Annotated in this window: 14 protein-coding genes; 4 read left to right on the top strand and 10 right to left on the bottom strand. The window is 62.9% G+C overall.

Annotated features, from left to right (window positions below; translation table 11 throughout):
* Positions 1-47 precede the first annotated feature (47 nt).
* On the bottom strand, positions 48-2,324 hold the full coding sequence (locus tag RMO51_RS12715; RefSeq protein WP_310395173.1) for a GEVED domain-containing protein: 2,277 nt from the start codon (positions 2,322-2,324) through the stop codon (positions 48-50).
* A 211-nt stretch (positions 2,325-2,535) separates the two neighbouring features.
* On the opposite strand from RMO51_RS12715, the gene RMO51_RS12710 reads away from it, so the two are divergent.
* Positions 2,536-3,330 (top strand): SDR family oxidoreductase, encoded by a 795-nt coding sequence (locus RMO51_RS12710; RefSeq protein ID WP_310395171.1) that lies wholly within the window; start codon positions 2,536-2,538, stop codon positions 3,328-3,330.
* Between the two features lie 110 nt (positions 3,331-3,440).
* Here the strand turns inward: RMO51_RS12710 and RMO51_RS12705 are convergent, their stop codons facing one another.
* On the bottom strand, positions 3,441-5,078 hold the full coding sequence (locus RMO51_RS12705; protein ID WP_310395168.1) for a S8 family serine peptidase: 1,638 nt from the start codon (positions 5,076-5,078) through the stop codon (positions 3,441-3,443).
* 221 nt (positions 5,079-5,299) lie between these two features.
* Between RMO51_RS12705 and RMO51_RS12700 the strand changes: the two genes are divergently transcribed.
* Entirely contained in the window at positions 5,300-6,085 is a 786-nt protein-coding gene (locus RMO51_RS12700) for a DUF3667 domain-containing protein (protein ID WP_310395167.1), read from the top strand.
* On the opposite strand, the gene RMO51_RS12695 is transcribed toward RMO51_RS12700, so the two are convergent.
* Entirely contained in the window at positions 6,082-6,471 is a 390-nt protein-coding gene (locus RMO51_RS12695; RefSeq protein WP_310395166.1) for a hypothetical protein, read from the bottom strand. The genes RMO51_RS12700 and RMO51_RS12695 overlap by 4 nt on opposite strands.
* Before the next feature lie 370 nt (positions 6,472-6,841).
* On the opposite strand from RMO51_RS12695, the gene RMO51_RS12690 reads away from it, so the two are divergent.
* Together RMO51_RS12690 and RMO51_RS12685 are read left to right on the top strand one after the other, a co-directional pair.
* The gene (locus RMO51_RS12690; RefSeq protein ID WP_310395164.1) at positions 6,842-9,688 is read left to right on the top strand and encodes a PIG-L family deacetylase; all 2,847 of its coding nucleotides are present in this window, start codon (positions 6,842-6,844) and stop codon (positions 9,686-9,688) included.
* Positions 9,689-9,828: 140 nt separating this feature from the next.
* On the top strand, positions 9,829-11,205 hold the full coding sequence (locus tag RMO51_RS12685; protein WP_310395162.1) for an aspartate kinase: 1,377 nt from the start codon (positions 9,829-9,831) through the stop codon (positions 11,203-11,205).
* 101 nt (positions 11,206-11,306) lie between these two features.
* Here the strand turns inward: RMO51_RS12685 and RMO51_RS12680 are convergent, their stop codons facing one another.
* From RMO51_RS12680 to RMO51_RS12650, 7 genes are all read right to left on the bottom strand, one after another.
* Complete coding sequence (locus tag RMO51_RS12680; protein WP_310395160.1) at positions 11,307-12,191, bottom strand: DUF2911 domain-containing protein; 885 nt, start codon at positions 12,189-12,191, stop codon at positions 11,307-11,309.
* Between the two features lie 94 nt (positions 12,192-12,285).
* Complete coding sequence (locus RMO51_RS12675; RefSeq protein ID WP_310395159.1) at positions 12,286-12,615, bottom strand: hypothetical protein; 330 nt, start codon at positions 12,613-12,615, stop codon at positions 12,286-12,288.
* Positions 12,599-12,838: a DUF433 domain-containing protein gene (locus tag RMO51_RS12670; RefSeq protein WP_310395157.1), complete on the bottom strand. Its 240-nt coding sequence runs from the start codon at positions 12,836-12,838 to the stop codon at positions 12,599-12,601. The genes RMO51_RS12675 and RMO51_RS12670 overlap by 17 nt, the downstream gene beginning before the upstream one ends.
* Positions 12,839-12,941: 103 nt before the next feature.
* A complete protein-coding gene (locus RMO51_RS12665) occupies positions 12,942-13,130 on the bottom strand; it encodes a type II toxin-antitoxin system HicA family toxin (RefSeq protein ID WP_310395156.1) in 189 nt (62 codons plus the stop codon).
* Positions 13,130-13,354 (bottom strand): type II toxin-antitoxin system HicB family antitoxin, encoded by a 225-nt coding sequence (locus RMO51_RS12660; RefSeq protein ID WP_310395154.1) that lies wholly within the window; start codon positions 13,352-13,354, stop codon positions 13,130-13,132. Before RMO51_RS12660 ends, RMO51_RS12665 begins: the two co-directional genes overlap by 1 nt.
* A gap of 117 nt (positions 13,355-13,471) precedes the next feature.
* Positions 13,472-13,813 carry a hypothetical protein gene (locus tag RMO51_RS12655; RefSeq protein WP_310395152.1) on the bottom strand — a complete coding sequence of 114 codons (342 nt, stop codon included), beginning with the start codon at positions 13,811-13,813 and terminating at the stop codon, positions 13,472-13,474.
* Between the two features lie 423 nt (positions 13,814-14,236).
* Positions 14,237-16,090: an ABC transporter ATP-binding protein gene (locus RMO51_RS12650; protein WP_310395151.1), complete on the bottom strand. Its 1,854-nt coding sequence runs from the start codon at positions 16,088-16,090 to the stop codon at positions 14,237-14,239.
* Positions 16,091-16,188: the final 98 nt, after the last annotated feature.

The following is a 16,188-nucleotide window of genomic DNA, read 5'->3' as shown; positions in this document are numbered from 1 at the left end:
TCGCCGTTAGGGATAAAGCAGCATTTGCCACGGGCAACCAGCCGCCCCTACTCGCGCACCACGCGGCGCGTGGCGGTCAGGCCGCGGGCGTCGCGCAGGCGCAGCACGTACACGCCGGGGGCCAGGCCGCGCAGGTCCAGTTCGGCGTCGGCGGCGGGGCCCAGGCGCAGGGCCGCGCGCAGCACCGTGGCCCCGAGCAGGTTCTGCACCTCGGCGCCGTAGACGCCGGCCGCTTTGGCCTCGGGCAGGCGCAGGCGCAGCCGGCCGTCGGGGGTGGGGTTGGGAAACAGGCTCAGCGCGGGCAAGGCCAGGGCGTCGCGGGTGGCCAGGGGCAGCACCTGGAGCTGATAGTCTTCCACTTCGGCGTTGAAGACATTGACCCCGCAGGGGCTCAAAAAATTAGAATTTGCCACCACGGTGACGCGCATGCGGGTGCTGCCGCTGGCGCCGGGCGGCACCGCGAAGCTGGCCGCGTAGGTGGTGGCGTTGGGTCCGTTCGGCGTGAAGCCGGCGGAGACAAGCTCCGGGGCGTCGAACACGCCGTTGCGGTTCCAGTCCACCCACACCCCCGTGAGGTGGGCGACGGCGCGGTTGGCCACGACCGAGATATTGACCAGGCTGCCGGGGCTCACGCCGATGGACTGGGCCGTGTAGCTGGTGTAGCCGGCCGCCGTGTTGGCCGAGCTGTTGCTGAAGGCGGGCTGGGCGTTGGGCACGCTCATGGTTGCGATAAAAAACTGGCTGGGCTGGGGCACGCCGCCGGGCCCGGTGCCGCCGGTGCCGTTCGAGGCGCAGTAGCTCAGGCAGGGCACGGTGATGGTCACGGCATCGGGGGGCGTGATGCTGGCCGTGCCGTTGGCGTTCGTGGCCGAGAGGCTGACGTTGTACGTGCCCGAAGCGGCGTACTGGTGGGCGGGGTTTTGCAGGGTGCTGGTGCCGCCGTCGCCGAAGTTCCAGAGCCAGGCCGTGGGCAGGTTGGTGGTGAGGTCGGTGAACTGGATGGGGTTCACGCAGCCGCCGGGCACGTAGTTCGAGCTGAAGTTGACGGCGGGCGGCTGGGTGTTGGGCCGGGCCACCACGGTGTAGTCCTCGGCCTGCCCGCTCGCGGGGCTCACGCAGGGGCCGGCGGGGCTGCCCACGGCGTCGGCCACCGCGCGCAGGCGCAGGGGCTGGTTGAGCACGGTGCCGGCGGGCAGGTTCAGGGTCACGGTGGCGCCCGGGCTGGCCACGTTCAGGCCCTGGTACACTTGCTCGGCCGGGGTCAGCGTGCCGTCGTTGTTGCGGTCCAGGTACACCCGGATGTCGTGCGCGCTGGTGCCGCCCGTGGTGATGGTCATCGGGTAATTAACGCCGGCAATCAGCTCGGTGCGCTGGGGGCAGGTGAAGTCCTGGTAGCCCGCGCTGCCATTGGCCGAGGCGTTGTCGATGGTGTTCAGCCGAAAGCGGACGATGCCGTAGTTGGCGAAGTAATTAATCGTCGGGGGCGCGCAGCTGGCCGCTGCCGGCACCGCGCTGTTGTACACGATGCTGGTGGCGGCGCTGGTGTTAGCGCCCGTGGCGTTGGTGGCGCGCAGCGTCACGGCAAAGGTGCCGGCCGTGGCGTAGCAGTGGCTGGGGCTCTGCAGGGGGCTGGTGGTGCCGTCGCCGAACGTCCAGAGCCAGGCCGTGGGCAGGTTCTGGCTGGCGTCGGTAAACTGCACGCAGCCGGTGCAGGTGGTGGTGGCGTTGGTGGTGAAGCCGGCCACCGGCGCGCTCACGTTGGCGGCCAGCGTCACGCCGTAGTCCTCCACCTGCGAGTACTGGGGCGTGGAGCAGGCCATGGGCACCACGCCCAGGCCGTAGTCGGCGGCCACGCGCAGCCGCAGCCGGGCCCCGAGGGTGGCCGTGGCCGGCGGCGTGATGGTGCCCGTGTGCAAAATGCTGTTGTTGGAGCTGAACACCAGCTCGTTGTTGGCGGTGAAAGCCCCGTCGTTGTTGTAATCTATCCAGACCCGCACGTTCTCGGCGGTGTTGGGGTTGGTGCGCACGCTCACGGCGTAGCTCTGGCCCACCGCCAGGGCCGCGGTGAGCGTGCAGCTGTTGTCCTGGTAGCCTTCCGATTGGCCCGCCGACGTCCGGTTGATGAGGTTGTTGCCCAGCGTCACGTTGAAGATGCCCATCGCGAAAGCGCCGGCCTGGGGGTTGCTGGCCGCGCCGGGGGTGCAGGTGGCCGGGGCCGGGCAGTTAGTGCCCTGGGCCGACACCGCCGAAGCCGCGCCCAGCGCCACCAAAACAGCCCCAACGCCCGGAGCAACGCGGGCCCAACAAAGTAGAAGTGGATTCATGCGGCGGCCGATTTAAAGAATATAGCGTTTGGTGAATAAAAGTAAACAAAAAACGGGGAGAATGCGGCCGGAATCAGTCCCGGCCGGCGGCCAGCAGCGGCGGGCGGCAATGGCACCCCCGGGCGTAAGTTTGCCCTCCTTGTTTGCCGGTCGGCACCGCCGGCTTTCCGGCGGCTTTCCGCCGGTTTCGCCCCCTTATTACCTTTTCGTTATGCCAACTCCCACCGTTCTCATCACGGGCGGCACCTCGGGCATCGGCCGGGCCTGCGCCCTGGCTTTTGGCCGCGCCGGCTACCAGGTCGCCTTCACCGGCCGCGATGAAGCCCGCCTCGCCGACACCGCCCGGGAGCTGGCCGCGGCCGGCGTGGCCCACCTGGCCGTGCGGGCCGACGTGGGCGACCCGGCCGCCGCCGCCCGCGCCGTGCAGCAAACCGTGGCCCGCTTCGGCGGCCTCGACGTGCTGCTCAACAACGCCGGCATCTCCATGCGGGCCCGCTTTCAGGACGCCGACCTCGACGTCATCCAGCGGCTGATGCAGACCAACTTCTTCGGCACGGTCTACAGCACCAAGTTTGCCCTGCCGCACCTGCTGGCCAGCCGGGGCAGCATCGTGGGCGTCAGCAGCATTGCCGGCTACCGGGGCCTGCCGGGCCGCACCGGCTACTCGGCCTCCAAGTTTGCCATGAACGGCTTCCTCGAAGCCCTGCGCACGGAGCTGCTCGACCAGGGCGTGCACGTGCTCACCGCCGCGCCGGGCTTCACGACTTCCAACATCCGCCAGGTGGCGTTGGCCGCCGACGGCACTTCCCAGGGCGAGTCGCCGCGCGACGAGGGCGCCATGATGAGCAGCGAAACCGTGGCCGCGGCCATCCTGCAAGCCGTGCGACAGCGCCGCCGCACGCTGGTGCTTACGGGCCAGGGCAAGTTCGTCGTGTTCATGAACAAGTGGCTGCCAGGACTGATGGACCGGCTCGTGCTGGGCCACTTCCGCAAGGAAGGTCCTTAATTAGTAATTAACAATTAAGAATTAACAATTAAAAAGGCACGGCTGTACGCCAGTAGGGTTTTCTCAATTGTTAATTCTTAATTCTTAATTGTTAATTACTAATTAAAAACTCACAGTGCCATTTTCTGCGCCAGCTTCACGGCTTCGTACAGGTCCACCACGCCGCCGGTGACGGAGAGGGTGGAGAAATCCACCAGCTTGTCCGAGCCGGGCACCTGCACCTTGGTGTGGTGCACCTGGGCCGACTGCATGATGACGCGCTTGAGGTCGGTGGCCGTGAGCTTGGGGAAGTAGGACTTGAGCACCGCCGCCACGCCGGCCGTCACGGGCGAGGCCATGCTCGTGCCGCTCTCGTTGCCGTAGGTGCTGCCGGGCAGGGTGTTGTAGATGCCCACGCCGGGCGCGAACACGTCCACCGCTTTCTTGCTGAAGTTGGAGAAGTTGGCGGGCAGCGCGGCATTGTCGCGCGGGCCGGAGGCGCCCACGGTGAGCAGATTGGGCACGGGTGCGTTGTTGAGGTAGAACGACGCCGGGTAATTTTCGGTGGTGTCGAGGTTCTTGTTCTCGTTGCCGGCGGCGTGCACCAGCAGCACGTTTTTGGCGGCGGCGTACTTATAGGCGGCCTCCACGGCGGCGCGCTGGGGCGAGAATTCCTTGCCGAAGCTCATGTTGATAATCTGGGCGCCGTTGTCCACGGCGTAGCGGATGGCGTTGGCCACGTCCTTGTCGCGCTCGTCGCCGTCGGGCACGGCCCGCACCACCATGATGCGCACCGGGTCGGCGGCCAGGCCCTGCACGCCGAGGTTGTTGTCGCGCACGGCCGCGATGATGCCCGCCACGTGGGTGCCGTGCAGGGGGTCGGGGCCGTGCAGGTCGTTGTTGCCGTAGGTGCGCTGGTTGACGTCGTTGGGGTTGTCCTTCACGATGTCGGCCCGCGGGTCGAAGCCCAGGTTGAGGGAGTTGTCGAGCAGGCTGCGCTCCTGCTTCACGCCGTCGTTGAGCTGCTTGAGCAGGGCGTCGCCGTCGGCCACGCCGGTCTGGCGCATCATGTCGAGCAGGCCGGCGGTGGCGCGGCGCAGGTTGGGGTCCTCGGTTTTGAAATTACGCAGCGCAGTCGTGTCCAGCGTGGGCGAGCCGAGGGCCTGCTTGAGGTTGTCGACCATCGTGGTCAGCGGGCCGGTCATGTTTTCCACGTCCCGGGCGCGTTCGGTTTCGTCCTTGAGGTGCTCGGCGTAGGTCTTCTCGGCTTTTTGATAGAGCGCGAACTCGGCGCGGTCGGCGGCCTTCACGGTCTTGGCCGTGACGCCCTTGAAGCGCGGGCGGCCGGCGGCCACGATGCGGGTCATCTCCAGGGTTTCGGCGTTGACGTTGCGGCCGTCGGCCCCGCCCAGGAAATTCCAGCCGTGCACGTCGTCCACGTAGCCGTTCTTGTCGTCGTCGAGGCCGTTGCCGGCAATTTCCCGGGGGTTGCGCCACAGCGCCGGTTTGAGGTCGACGTGCGCCGTGTCGATGCCCGAATCGATAACCGCCACGACGACGGGCGTGGGCACCAGGTTCTTGAGGAGTTCCTGGTAGGCCCGGGTGGCGCCCACGCCGGGCACCTTGTCGAGTTGCGGGTCTTTCAAATACCACTGGGCGGCGCTTTGGTCGCCGGCCGGGGCCGGAGCGGGGGCGGCGGATTGGGCCTGGCCCAGGGCCGGCAGGGCCAGGAAGGCCAGCGCAAGCGGCCAGCGGCGGAGGGGAAACATCGTCATAGAAACGGAAAAGGCCGCGGCGGCGCGGGCGTTGTGGCAGTCAAACGAAAACGGGGACAAATGAAGTTCAGCCGGGCCAAAGATGGGCCAGCCCGGCCCCGCGTTGCGTCGGCAAATTAACCCGGGCGGCGCCGCGCCACCGCGCCCGGCGCCATTCGACGGGCGCGGTGGCGCGGGCAGTAGGCATTTTGCCGGCTACTCTTTTACTTGCGGCCATGTCCGATGCCCTTGCCAACGCTTTATGCCTCAACTGCGGCCACGCCCTAGCGCCGCCCGGCTGCTTCTGCCCCCGGTGCGGCCAGACGCCGGCCCACCGCCTGAGCACGGCCCACGTCGGGCACGAGGTGCTGCACGTGTTCACGCACGCCGACAAGGGCATCTTCGCCTTCCTCCCACAGGTGCTGCTGCGCCCGGGCCAGCTGGTGGCCGACTTCCTGGCCGGCCGCCGCAAGCGCCACTTCAGTCCGTTTCAGTTTCTGCTGCTGGCCGTGGGCCTGGTGACGGTGGTGGCCCAAAAAACGGGCTACTACGACCTGGTGGGCGAGGGCGTGCAGGCGCGCATTGCCCAAAGCGGGGCAACGCCCCTTGTGCTGAGCAAAGTGAGTACCTACTTTCACTCCCTGGGCCAGTATTTCAACGTGTGGTGGCTGCTGCTGCTGCCCCTGCACGCGGCGGGCACGTGGCTCGTGTACCGGCGCCGCACCGGGCTCAACTACGCCGAGGCCGTGCTGGTGCAGGTGGTGGTGGGCTGCGCGTTTCAGCTCTGGCTGCTCTTGTTTCTGCCCACGGTGCTGCTGCTGGTGGGGCGGCAGCCGGGGGCCAGCTCGGCCCTACTGCAAGGCCTCATCACCCTCGCGTACCTGACGCTGGTGGGGCGCCAGGGCCTGGGCCTGACCTGGGGCGGCGCCGCGTGGCGGGCAGCGGCGGCGGGCCTGCTGGGCGCTTTCATCACCTTTGGGGTGAACTACGCCGCCTTCAATTGGCACGTGTACGGGCACTAGGCCGGCCCCACCACCACCGCCAGCAGGGCGTCTTCGGCGGCGCGGCTGAGGCGGTGGTAGTGATAGAGGCCCTGGGCGTGGCTTGCAGTGAGGCCCAGGGCGGCCAGCTGGGTGGCCGCGCGCAGCCCCGCCCGCGCGCCCAGCCCGGCGGCGGTGGCCAGCTCGGCGGTGGTGCGCTCGGGGTGCTGCATCAACGCCCGTAGCATGGCCACCAAGCGCCGCTGCCCGCGCGGGTCGCGCACGCCGTGCGCGGTGCGCAGCCACGCCGCCAGGCGGGCCGTCACCGCGGCCGGCTCCGTGCTTAGGGGCGGCGGGGGCGGCGGGTTGTCGCGCTCGGCCACGCGTCGGGCAAAGGCTTGGGCCAAAGGGTCGGTGTTTTCGGGCATGGCAACGAGCAGAAGGTGAGGAAGCAATATCGGTATGAATTATACTAATCACGGAAGTGATTATGGTAATATCGGCCTTATTATTAGCAACAGCAGAATAGTTAAAAGTAGTAATAGAATGACTAATAATAGTAACGGAGTAACTAGGAGCAATAAAGGAGTGATTATGAACAACGACAGAGTAGTTAATTATAATATCGGAGTAAATAACCTCAGTTTCGGAGTAATTAGCGAAGTCATCAGTACTACTAATCACAATATCGGAGTAAACCCGTATCACACCAGAAGTAATAAGCGGCCTCGCCGCCTTGCCGGGGGCGAGGGGCTGGCCCCGTCCTAACTTCACGCCCCTAATCTGGTTCCTTGCCTCATGCGCCTCCCGTTCCACCGCCTTGCTTTTCTGACCCTGCTCACTGTTAACTGCTCACTGTTAACTGAGCTTAAAGCCCAAACGCCCAAAACCTACACCTCCTCCGAGATTCTGCTGGGCCTCAAGAAGCTCAACGTCCTCGGCTCGGTGCTCTACATCGCCGCCCACCCCGACGATGAAAACACCCGCCTCATCGCCTACCTGGCCAACGAGCGCCTGCTCGAAACCGGCTACCTGAGCTGCACCCGCGGCGACGGCGGCCAGAACCTCGTCGGCCCCGAGCTGCGCGAGGGCCTCGGGGTGATTCGCACCCAGGAGCTGCTCGCGGCCCGGCGCACCGACGGTGGCCAGCAGTTTTTCACCCGCGCTAACGACTTCGGCTTCTCGAAAACGCCGGAGGAAACCTTTCGCATCTGGGACAAGGAGCAGGTGCTGGCCGACATGGTGTGGGTTATCCGCCAGCGTCGGCCCGACGTGCTCATCGCCCGTTTCCCCACCGACGGCCGCGGCGGCCACGGCCACCACACCGCCAGCGCCATCCTTGCCGCCGAAGCCTTCGACGCCGCCGGCGACCCCAAGCGCTTTCCCGAGCAACTGCAATACGTGCCAGCCTGGCAGCCCAAGCGCCTGTTCTGGAACACCGGCAGCTTCTTCGTGAAGCCCGGCGAAAACATGGATGGCTACCTCAAATTAGATGCGGGCGGCTACAACCCGCTGCTTGGGCAGTCGTACGGCGAAATCGCGGCCCGCAGCCGCAGCAACCACCGCAGCCAGGGCTTCGGCTCGGCCGCCCAGCGGGGCGAGGCGCTGGAGTATTTCCAACCGCTGAAAGGCGACAAAGCCACCAAAGACCTGTTCGAAGGCGTGGACCTGACTTGGAAGAAAGTAGACGGCGGTCACAACGTGCAGTCGGTGTTAATCAAGGTGCTGCGGGACTACAATGCCGCCAACCCAGCGGCAAGCGTAGCGGGTTTATTAGAAGTCAGGATGCAAATACAGAGCATGATGGCTGGTTCTGATGAAGTACATCTCCCCAGGCCCGATTTGAGTTGGCCCCAGCAAAAGCTGCTGGAGGTCGAAGAACTTATCCGGGCGTGCCTGGGGCTACACTTGGAAGCTACAGCGGCTGAAGCCACAGCAGTATCGGGTGGTACGGTGGCCGTGAAGCTGGATGTAGTGAATCGGGGGGCGGCTTCCGTACGACTGCTGAATGCATTTACTAGCAACCCGCGCCAGGACTCCGCGCTGACTGCGCAAAGCACGGTGCCACTACCGAAAGAGCACCGCGCCACTGGCCGGACGCCGGGGGCCATGTCGGCAGAAATACTGGACCCCACTGGTTACGTCGTGGAGCAGCAATTGGCCTCGGGCGGTTCGTTCAGTCGTCTCCTCTCTCTGCCACTGGTGGGTTTTCGGCAGGAAGTGCTTTCGGCAGGTTATGACCAAAAAATGAAACGGCCACGAGGAGGAGCCACGCCGGTTTCGCAGCCTTACTGGCTACAAGAGCCCGGTATGGTGGGCATGTACAGGCTGCCAGGTGAGTTGGCCCAGGTCAGTACGCAGCCGGCAAAAACGACCACGCCAGTCGTCGATCTGGGCTATCGGTGGCTCCGCGAAATGGGCGTCATTGGCATGTATCAGCTACCGGGTGGGCTGGCTAACGTGGGCCGGCCCGAAAGCGAACCCGCCGTCGCCGTGCGCACAAAGCTGCTTTTGAATGGCAAAGACGAAGCCGGGAAGCAGGTCTCCTTCATCATTGGATTCGACGTCCCCGTCCAATACAAGCACACCGACCCCGTGCTGGGCGAACTCTACCAGCCGCTGGCCGTGGTGCCGCCCGTGCTGGTAAACCTGCCGCCCGCCCGCGCCTACGTCTTCGCCGATGCTCAGCCCAAGACCGTGCCCGTCACGCTGCGGGCCGGGCGCGCCGGGGTGAACGGCAGCCTGGCCCTGGCCCTGCCCGCCGGTTGGAAGTGCGAGCCCGCCACCGTGCCCTTCACCCTCGCCGCCAAAGACCAGGAGCTGACCGTGGACTTCCAGGTGCAGCCCAGCGCCAGCGCCGCCGCCGGCCACGCCGAGCTACGCGCCACCGCCACCGTGGATGGTCAGCAATACTCCCGCGGCATCCAGAAGATTGAATACCCGCACATCCCCACCCAGTTCCTCTTCCCCGAAGCCGTGGCCCCGCTGGTGAAGCTCGACCTGAAGCGGCGCGGCCAGCAAGTGGCCTACCTCATGGGCGCCGGCGACGAAGTGCCCGACGCCCTGCGCCAAATTGGCTACACCGTGACCCTGCTCAACCCCCAGGACCTCACGGCCGCCAACCTGAAAAAATTCGACGCCCTCGTGGTCGGAATCCGGGCCTACAACACCGTGGACCGCCTCAAAACCCAGCAGCCTGAAATCCTCAAGTACATCGAAGCCGGCGGCAACGTGGTGGTGCAGTACGTGACGACCCGCGGCACGGTGCTGCCCGAAATCGGCCCCTACCCGATGAAGCTCAGCAACGACCGGGTGACCGTCGAAGACGCCCCCGTCACCTTCCTCAAGCCCCAGCACGTGCTGCTCAACGTCCCCAACAAAATCACGGCGCAGGATTTCACCGGCTGGGTGCAGGAGCAGGGCCTGTACTACCCCAGCGCCTGGGACCCCAAGTACCAAACCGTCATCAGCAGCGCCGACCCCGGCGAAAAGGCCAAGGAAAGCGCTATCCTGGTGGCCGACTATGGCAAGGGCCACTACATCTACACCGGCCTCTCGCTGTTTCGGGAGCTGCCCGCCGGCGTGCCCGGCGCTTACCGGCTGATTACGAACATGATTTCCTACGGCAAGGAGAAGGTGCAGTAGTTTGCCTCACCCCCCGGCCCCCTCTCCTTCAGAGAGGGGGAGCCAGATGACTTTGTTAAACGTTATTTTATCGCCTGCGCCGACTCGGCTCCCCCTCTCTGAAGGAGAGGGGGCCGGGGGGTGAGGCGCACCACCAGAACGTGCTCACAGTAGAAAAAATCGGCGGCACCTCCATGACCGCCTTCGCCGACGTCCTCGACAACATCATCTTCCACAATCGGCAGGGCCCGGAATTATACAACCGCGTGTTTGTCGTCTCGGCCTACGCCCACGTCACCAACTGGCTGCTGGAGAACAAGAAAACCGGCGCCCCCGGCGTCTACCATCACATCACCCAGCACCGGGAGTTTCGGCAGGCCCTGCAGGACGTGGCCGCCCGGCTGCGGGAGCTGAACAAGGCCTACGAGCCCCTGGGCCTCGACCTGGCCGTGGCCGACGCCTTCATTCAGCAGCGCATCGACCAGGCCCAGACCACCCTCGAAAGCCTGACCAACGTGCTGGCCTCGGGCTACGTGAACGGCGCCAACATCCTCCAGGCCGCCCGCGAAATCCTGGCCTCCCTCGGTGAGGCGCACTCGGCGTTCAACTCCGTCAACATCCTCCAAAACCGGGGTGTCCATGCTACGCTCATCGACCTCAGCGGCTTCGACGACCCGCGGGCGCTGACCATCGACGAGCGAATTGCGCAGGCCTTCGCGGGCATCGATTTTGCCCGCACCGTCTGCGTGGCCACCGGTTACACCAAGGGCACCGAGGGCATCATGCGCGAGTTCGACCGCGGCTATTCCGAGGTCACCTTCAGCAAGATTGCCGTGGCCGTGCGGCCCCGGGAGGCCATCATTCACAAGGAATACCACCTCTGCTCGGCCGACCCCCACTTGGTGGGCCTGGAAAACTGCCGCCCGGTGGGCTTCACCAACTACGACGTGGCCGACCAGCTCGCTGACGTGGGCATGGAGGCTATCCACCCCAAGGCCTCCAAGCCGCTGGAGATAAACGCCATCGACCTGCGCATCAAAAATACCTTCGAGCCCGAGCACCCCGGCACGCTCATCACCCGCGACTACGTTGCGCCCACCAAGCACGTCGAAGTCATCACCGGCACCGACCAGGTGGTGCTCATCGACATCTACGACCCCCTGATGGTGGGCGCGGCCGGCTTCGACCTGCACCTCATGCAGGCGTTCTACGACCTCAACGTGAGCTACATTTTCAAGGCCACCAGCGCCAACAGCATCACCCTGCTCATTTGGAAAAAGGACCTGAAACCCGAGCTGGTGGCCGCGCTGGAGGCCAAGTACGAAAAAGTGACCGTCGAAAAAGCCGCCATCGTCTGCCTCATCGGCTCCAACATCGACGAGCCCGGCCTGCTGGCCCGCGCCGCCGGCGCCCTGGCCGAAGCCGGCATCAACATCCGCAGCGCGGGCTTTGCCCTGCGCAAAGTCAACATCCAGTTCATCGTGGGCCGCGAAGATTACGAGGCCGCGATTGTGGCCTTGAACAAGGCGATGGGCTGAGGCCGCGGCTGGCGTCTGCTCCTTTGTGAAGAGTTAAAAAGCCCGCCGGATTGTGCCAGGCGGGCTTTTTAACTCTTCACTTTTAACTTTTAACTCAATTCCTACTTGCCCATTTTCTTAGCCTCGGCCATCAGCTCCTCGTTCATCTTCACGTAGTCGCCGTTGGGGGGCGTGGCGGCCAGGGCGGCTTTCTTCGAGGCTTCGGCGGCCTTGGTAGCGCCGGCGTAGTCCTTCATTTTGAGGCGAATCTTGGCTTCCGTGTTCAGGTTCCAGAACTTGGTGGGCTCGGCGGCGTTGGCTTTTTCCATCCAGGCCAGGGCCTGCTTCAGGTCCTTGTTGCTGTCGTAGTAGTACACGGCGGCCGAGGCCTTGTCGGCGGGGGCGGGGGTGGCGTTTTTAGTGATTTTCTCGTCAATCTGGGCCATTACCTTGGTTTCCACGTCGGCCGTCACCTTAAATTTGGCGCCGGTCATTTCCCACTCCAGCGCCACGTTGGCGGTGGCCGGGGTGAGGTCGGTGAGGCCGATGGTAAAGGTTTCCAGCTTGGCGGGCAGCTTGTAGGGCTTCACGGTGAAGCGGGCCACGTCCTGGTCGTCCTTGAAGCCGTCCACATCGGCCCCCTGCTTGAGGCCCTTGTTCAGCACCACCAGCCACTCGGTCTTGTTCGGAATGGTGTAAATGCCGTACTCGCCGGCCGGCACCTTCTTGCCCTCAATCGTCACATCGTCCGAAAACTTGATGCTGGTGGTAGCGTTGGCACCCGTGCGCCAGCGCTTACCAAACGGCACCACGGTGCCAAAAATGGCCCGGCCCTTGGCGCTGGGCCGGTAGTAGCTGATGGTGATGTCCGTCAGGCCCACGCGCTGCGTCACCGTGTTCTTGGGGCTGGCTTGGGGCGTGGCAATCTGGGCGTGGGCCGCCGGGGTGGCCAGGAGCGTAACGGCCGTGGCCAAGGTCACGGAAAAGTGTAGCAAATGCTTGCTCATCAGTTGGGGGAAAATTTGGTGGGTTGTTGTGGGGCTAAAAGTACGAAACCCGCGCCGGGGGCGCGGGTTTTGGCAATAATAACTAGCCGGATGATTACCTGGTCTTGATAATGACCGGTCCAATTGGCAAATTGCCAGCCGTCAAAAACGCGTTGATTTGGCTTGATAGTTTCGTCAGTTCGGCATAAGTATTTACGGGAGCATTCAGCACAAAAACCGCAAGTGTGTATTTGGTGAAATTCTGTTGGTGTTGCAGGTTGTTGTCAAACGTCAGCAGGGCGTTAAAGCCTTCTGCCAGCATCAGTTTCAGCAACTCTCCGTTTGTGACGCCATTCCATTGTTTATCGCGCACGGTAAAAATCTCGTGGGCGGGGAAATCCTGTTTCAAGCGTTTGGGCAAGTTTTCGTCAAGCAGCAGCCGCATAGAGTTGGGCTACGTTGGCGGAGGTAAGCAGCTTGGTTGCGGTTTCGAGCAGCGCGATGGCCTGTGCTTTAGAAACAGTGGGGAAATCATCCAGAAACCCATCCAGCGATACGCCGGCTTCTAGGTGGTCAAATAACGTCTCGATAGGCACCCGAGTACCGGCAAAAACAGGCTGACCGCCCAGAATAGCGGGGTTAGCGGTGATGAGGTCGTGAATGTCCATCGTTGCTGAAAATTGAGAGGAGCCGCGCCGGTGTAAAGCGCAGGGGAAAGCATCGGAAGCTAAAAATACAGAATTTGAGCTGGAGGCGCGGTTTTAAAGTTTCTTAACGAATGAACGGAATGCCCAACTGCTTACAAATAGCTCGGCCAGTGTTGTCGCCAATTTCTCGGTGCCGAGGCACAGCCGTTTGCTGACTATTGCCAAGGTTCACGTAAATGGAGTGATTGGCCCCTTCGCGGAGGAGCACACAATTGTGCGAAGCCAAGTGCCGCAACAAATCCAGCAGCTTCATTAAGCTGCGTTAAGCTGGCCAAAACTCTCGCGACTATAAGCTTGTCCTTGGTAAGCCTTGGCAGTCATTTCCTGCTGGGTCTCCAAATAGAGAGCAAGTGCATCACGAAGCATAAACTTCAATTCTTCGATGGTGCGGCCCTGGCTGATTACAGCCGGAATTTGTTCAATTTGGCCCGTAATCCAGCCGTCTTCGCCTTGCTGAATGATAACTGTGAGTTCCATAAATGAATTACGTTAGTTAGCTGAAAAATAACCGCATTGATGCATGTCACCGATATGATTTGCTATTTAATTAAGCTCAAAACAAATCGGTGACGCGAATTAAAATAGAGCAGTTAGTTACTTCTGTTGAATCATCAAAATGGGATGCCAAACGCCTTGCTTCTGCAGCAGTTCAACTAGACGCATCGCTTGCAAAGCTCCGACTTCAGAGTCAATCTTAAGAAAGAACAGGAAATTTTGATTTGCGTCTTGAGCAGCGTCCTGCGCCACATTGATACACTCAGCGAGCTGTTCTTTGCTCAGGGTATTATTTTCCCCAAGCTCCAGCAGCTTATCGCGCTGGTACCTTGGCAAAGTAAGAAAATCGGGAAGCTGCCGCACCTCAGCCGCCAGAAAAGGTAGGGTTGCTAAGGCCTCCAGCTGCAGCGGGGTAAAAGTCACTCCATATAAGGCAGCCACCTGATAAGGCAGCCACCTGCTTTACGACCCCGGCTTGCGTTAGCGCAGCTGGTTCCGGTGCCTGGGCCAAGTTGGGTATTGCGAAGGAAAGCTGATGCTTGCGGTTCATGCTGATAACCGCTCCGTGCGAATCATCCAATGAAATTCCCTTGCGGCACCCCGCCCCTTTAGCAAACGGCAGTTGTACGTTCGAGACAACTCCCATATCCAGGTATGGCTGCTTGAGATGAGTAGTCAGGATAAGAAAGCAAGCCAGTAATAAAAAGACGCTGGCGTATGGAGCTGTTTCGGGCAGCAAAATGCCTTGGGGGCGTCCACGACCTAGCGGACGATTTGCTACTGCGATGTCCATTCTTAAGGAATAGCTACTATGGTTTCCGCAAGCTAACGAATCGGTAGCCATGGCCGTGTCTCCGCAAAGTCTTACGACAGTTCAAACTGCAGCTTCAGCAAATTCGCGTACAGCCCGTTCTCGTTGTCGGCTAATTGCTCGTGCGAGCCCTGCTCCACGATGCGGCCGCCGTCGATGACCAGGATTTTGTCGACTTTGCGAATCGTGCTCAGGCGATGGGCGATGATGATGGAGGTGCGGTTTTTCATCAGCTCGTCCATGGCGCCCTGCACCAGCTTTTCGCTTTCGGAGTCGAGGGCCGAGGTGGCTTCGTCGAGCAGTAGGATGGCGGGATTCTTAAGGATGGCGCGGGCAATGGCCACGCGCTGGCGCTGCCCGCCCGAGAGCTTAATGCCGCGCTCGCCCACCACGGTGTCGAGGCCTTCGGGGAAGGAGGCGATGAACTGCCAGGCGTTGGCCTGGCGGGCGGCGGCCGTGATTTCGGCGTCGGTGGCGTCGATTTTGCCGTAGGCGATGTTCTCGCGGATGCTGCCGCCGAAGAGCAGCGTTTCCTGCGGCACGATGCCCACGTGGCGGCGCAGCTCGGTGAGGTCGTAGCTGCCGATGGGGCGGCCGTCGATGAGAATCTGGCCGGCGCTGAGCTCGTAGAACTGCATCAGCAAACTCACGATGGTGCTCTTGCCGGCGCCGCTGGGGCCGACCAGCGCAATTTTCTCGCCGGCCGCGATGTCGAAAGAAATGTCCTGGAGCACCGGCAAATCGGGCCGGGTGGGGTAGCGGAAAGCCACGTTGCGGTACTCGATGTTGCCCCGCACCGCCAGCGACGCCTGACCCGCGGCGGCGGGCTGGTGGGTGGGCTCGCTGCCTTCGTCCAGGATTTCGAGGATGCGCTCGGAGGCGCCCAGCGTGCTCTGCACTTTGCCGTACATCTCGCCCAAGCCACCCACCGAGGCGCCCACGAACGTGGTGTAGATGATGAAGGAAACCAACTGGCCAATTTCGAGATGGTCGGGGTCGGTGAGGGGCGTGTGCACCAGCATGGCCCCGCGCCACAGCACCAGGATGATGCCGCCGAACAGGCCAATGATGACGAACGAGACGAACGCGCCGCGGTACAAGTTGCTCTTGAGCGCCGAGCGCACGGCCCGGTTCAGCGAGACGTTGTAACGCCCGATTTCGAACAGCTCGTTGGTGAAAGCCTTGACCGTGTTGATGGCCTGTAGCGTCTCCTCCACGATGACGTTGGTCTTGGCCAGCTCTTCCTGGGTGATTTTCGACTGCTTGCGAATCTGCTTGCCGAAGAGGAAGGCCGCCAGCACCAGCACCGGGAAGGTGGCCAGCATGAACAGCGAGAGCTTCACGGAGGTAACCATGATGAGCACGGTGCTTACCACCAGCGTCACCACTTGGCGGAACAGCTCGGCCAGGGTCAGCGAAAACGTGTCCTGAATCATGCCCACGTCGGAGGTAATGCGCGAGGTGATGGCGCCCACCCGGTTTTTCTCGAAGAACGGAATCGGTAGGCTCACGAACTTGGCGTAGAGCGCCTGCCGGATGTCGCGCACCGTAAATTCGCTCACCTGGGTGAAAAACCAAATGCGTCCGAACGAGAAGAAGCCCTGAAACAGAATGACGCAAAACAGCAGCAGCGCAATGCGGGTAATCGTGAGTTCCAGCCCGCCGGGCAGCGCGAACACCTTGCCGTTGGCCGCGTCCACGAGCTTGCCGGCCACCCACGGGAAGGCCATGAAGGTGGCGCTGCTGAGCGTGAGCAGCGCCATGCCGACGATGAACTTGGCGCGGTAAGGCAGCACGTAGCGGAATATCCGCAGCCCGCGCCGAAAGGCTTCCTTGGTGAGCTTGGGTTTGGGGGCGTCGGCCGGGGAAAGGTCGTTGCCGCTGGTATTCATTCCGCTGCGGGCCATTCAAATAGGGTTAGTAAGGGCGCTTGCTGGGCGGGCCGGTACTGGCGATGAAAAGTAAGTAGTTGTTAGTTGTTCGTTGCTAGTTGTCAGTCAAGTTT

It is taken from the genome of Hymenobacter sp. (assembly GCF_031398885.1).
GTDB lineage: Bacteria > Bacteroidota > Bacteroidia > Cytophagales > Hymenobacteraceae > Hymenobacter.
This window is presented reverse-complemented; position numbering and strand designations above follow the sequence as displayed.

Excerpts from the sequence above, each read along its gene's own strand:
- RMO51_RS12670 (WP_310395157.1), bottom strand. The coding sequence starts at position 12,838 with ATGGACATTCACGACCTCATCACCGCTAACCCCGCTATTCTGGGCGGT.
- RMO51_RS12715 (WP_310395173.1), bottom strand. The coding sequence starts at position 2,324 with ATGAATCCACTTCTACTTTGTTGGGCCCGCGTTGCTCCGGGCGTTGGG.
- RMO51_RS12680 (WP_310395160.1), bottom strand. The coding sequence starts at position 12,191 with ATGAGCAAGCATTTGCTACACTTTTCCGTGACCTTGGCCACGGCCGTT.
- RMO51_RS12710 (WP_310395171.1), top strand. The coding sequence starts at position 2,536 with ATGCCAACTCCCACCGTTCTCATCACGGGCGGCACCTCGGGCATCGGC.
- RMO51_RS12705 (WP_310395168.1), bottom strand. The coding sequence starts at position 5,078 with ATGTTTCCCCTCCGCCGCTGGCCGCTTGCGCTGGCCTTCCTGGCCCTG.
- RMO51_RS12665 (WP_310395156.1), bottom strand. The coding sequence starts at position 13,130 with ATGAAGCTGCTGGATTTGTTGCGGCACTTGGCTTCGCACAATTGTGTG.
- RMO51_RS12700 (WP_310395167.1), top strand. The coding sequence starts at position 5,300 with ATGTCCGATGCCCTTGCCAACGCTTTATGCCTCAACTGCGGCCACGCC.
- RMO51_RS12660 (WP_310395154.1), bottom strand. The coding sequence starts at position 13,354 with ATGGAACTCACAGTTATCATTCAGCAAGGCGAAGACGGCTGGATTACG.
- RMO51_RS12650 (WP_310395151.1), bottom strand. The coding sequence starts at position 16,090 with ATGGCCCGCAGCGGAATGAATACCAGCGGCAACGACCTTTCCCCGGCC.
- RMO51_RS12675 (WP_310395159.1), bottom strand. The coding sequence starts at position 12,615 with ATGCGGCTGCTGCTTGACGAAAACTTGCCCAAACGCTTGAAACAGGAT.
- RMO51_RS12695 (WP_310395166.1), bottom strand. The coding sequence starts at position 6,471 with ATGCCCGAAAACACCGACCCTTTGGCCCAAGCCTTTGCCCGACGCGTG.
- RMO51_RS12690 (WP_310395164.1), top strand. The coding sequence starts at position 6,842 with ATGCGCCTCCCGTTCCACCGCCTTGCTTTTCTGACCCTGCTCACTGTT.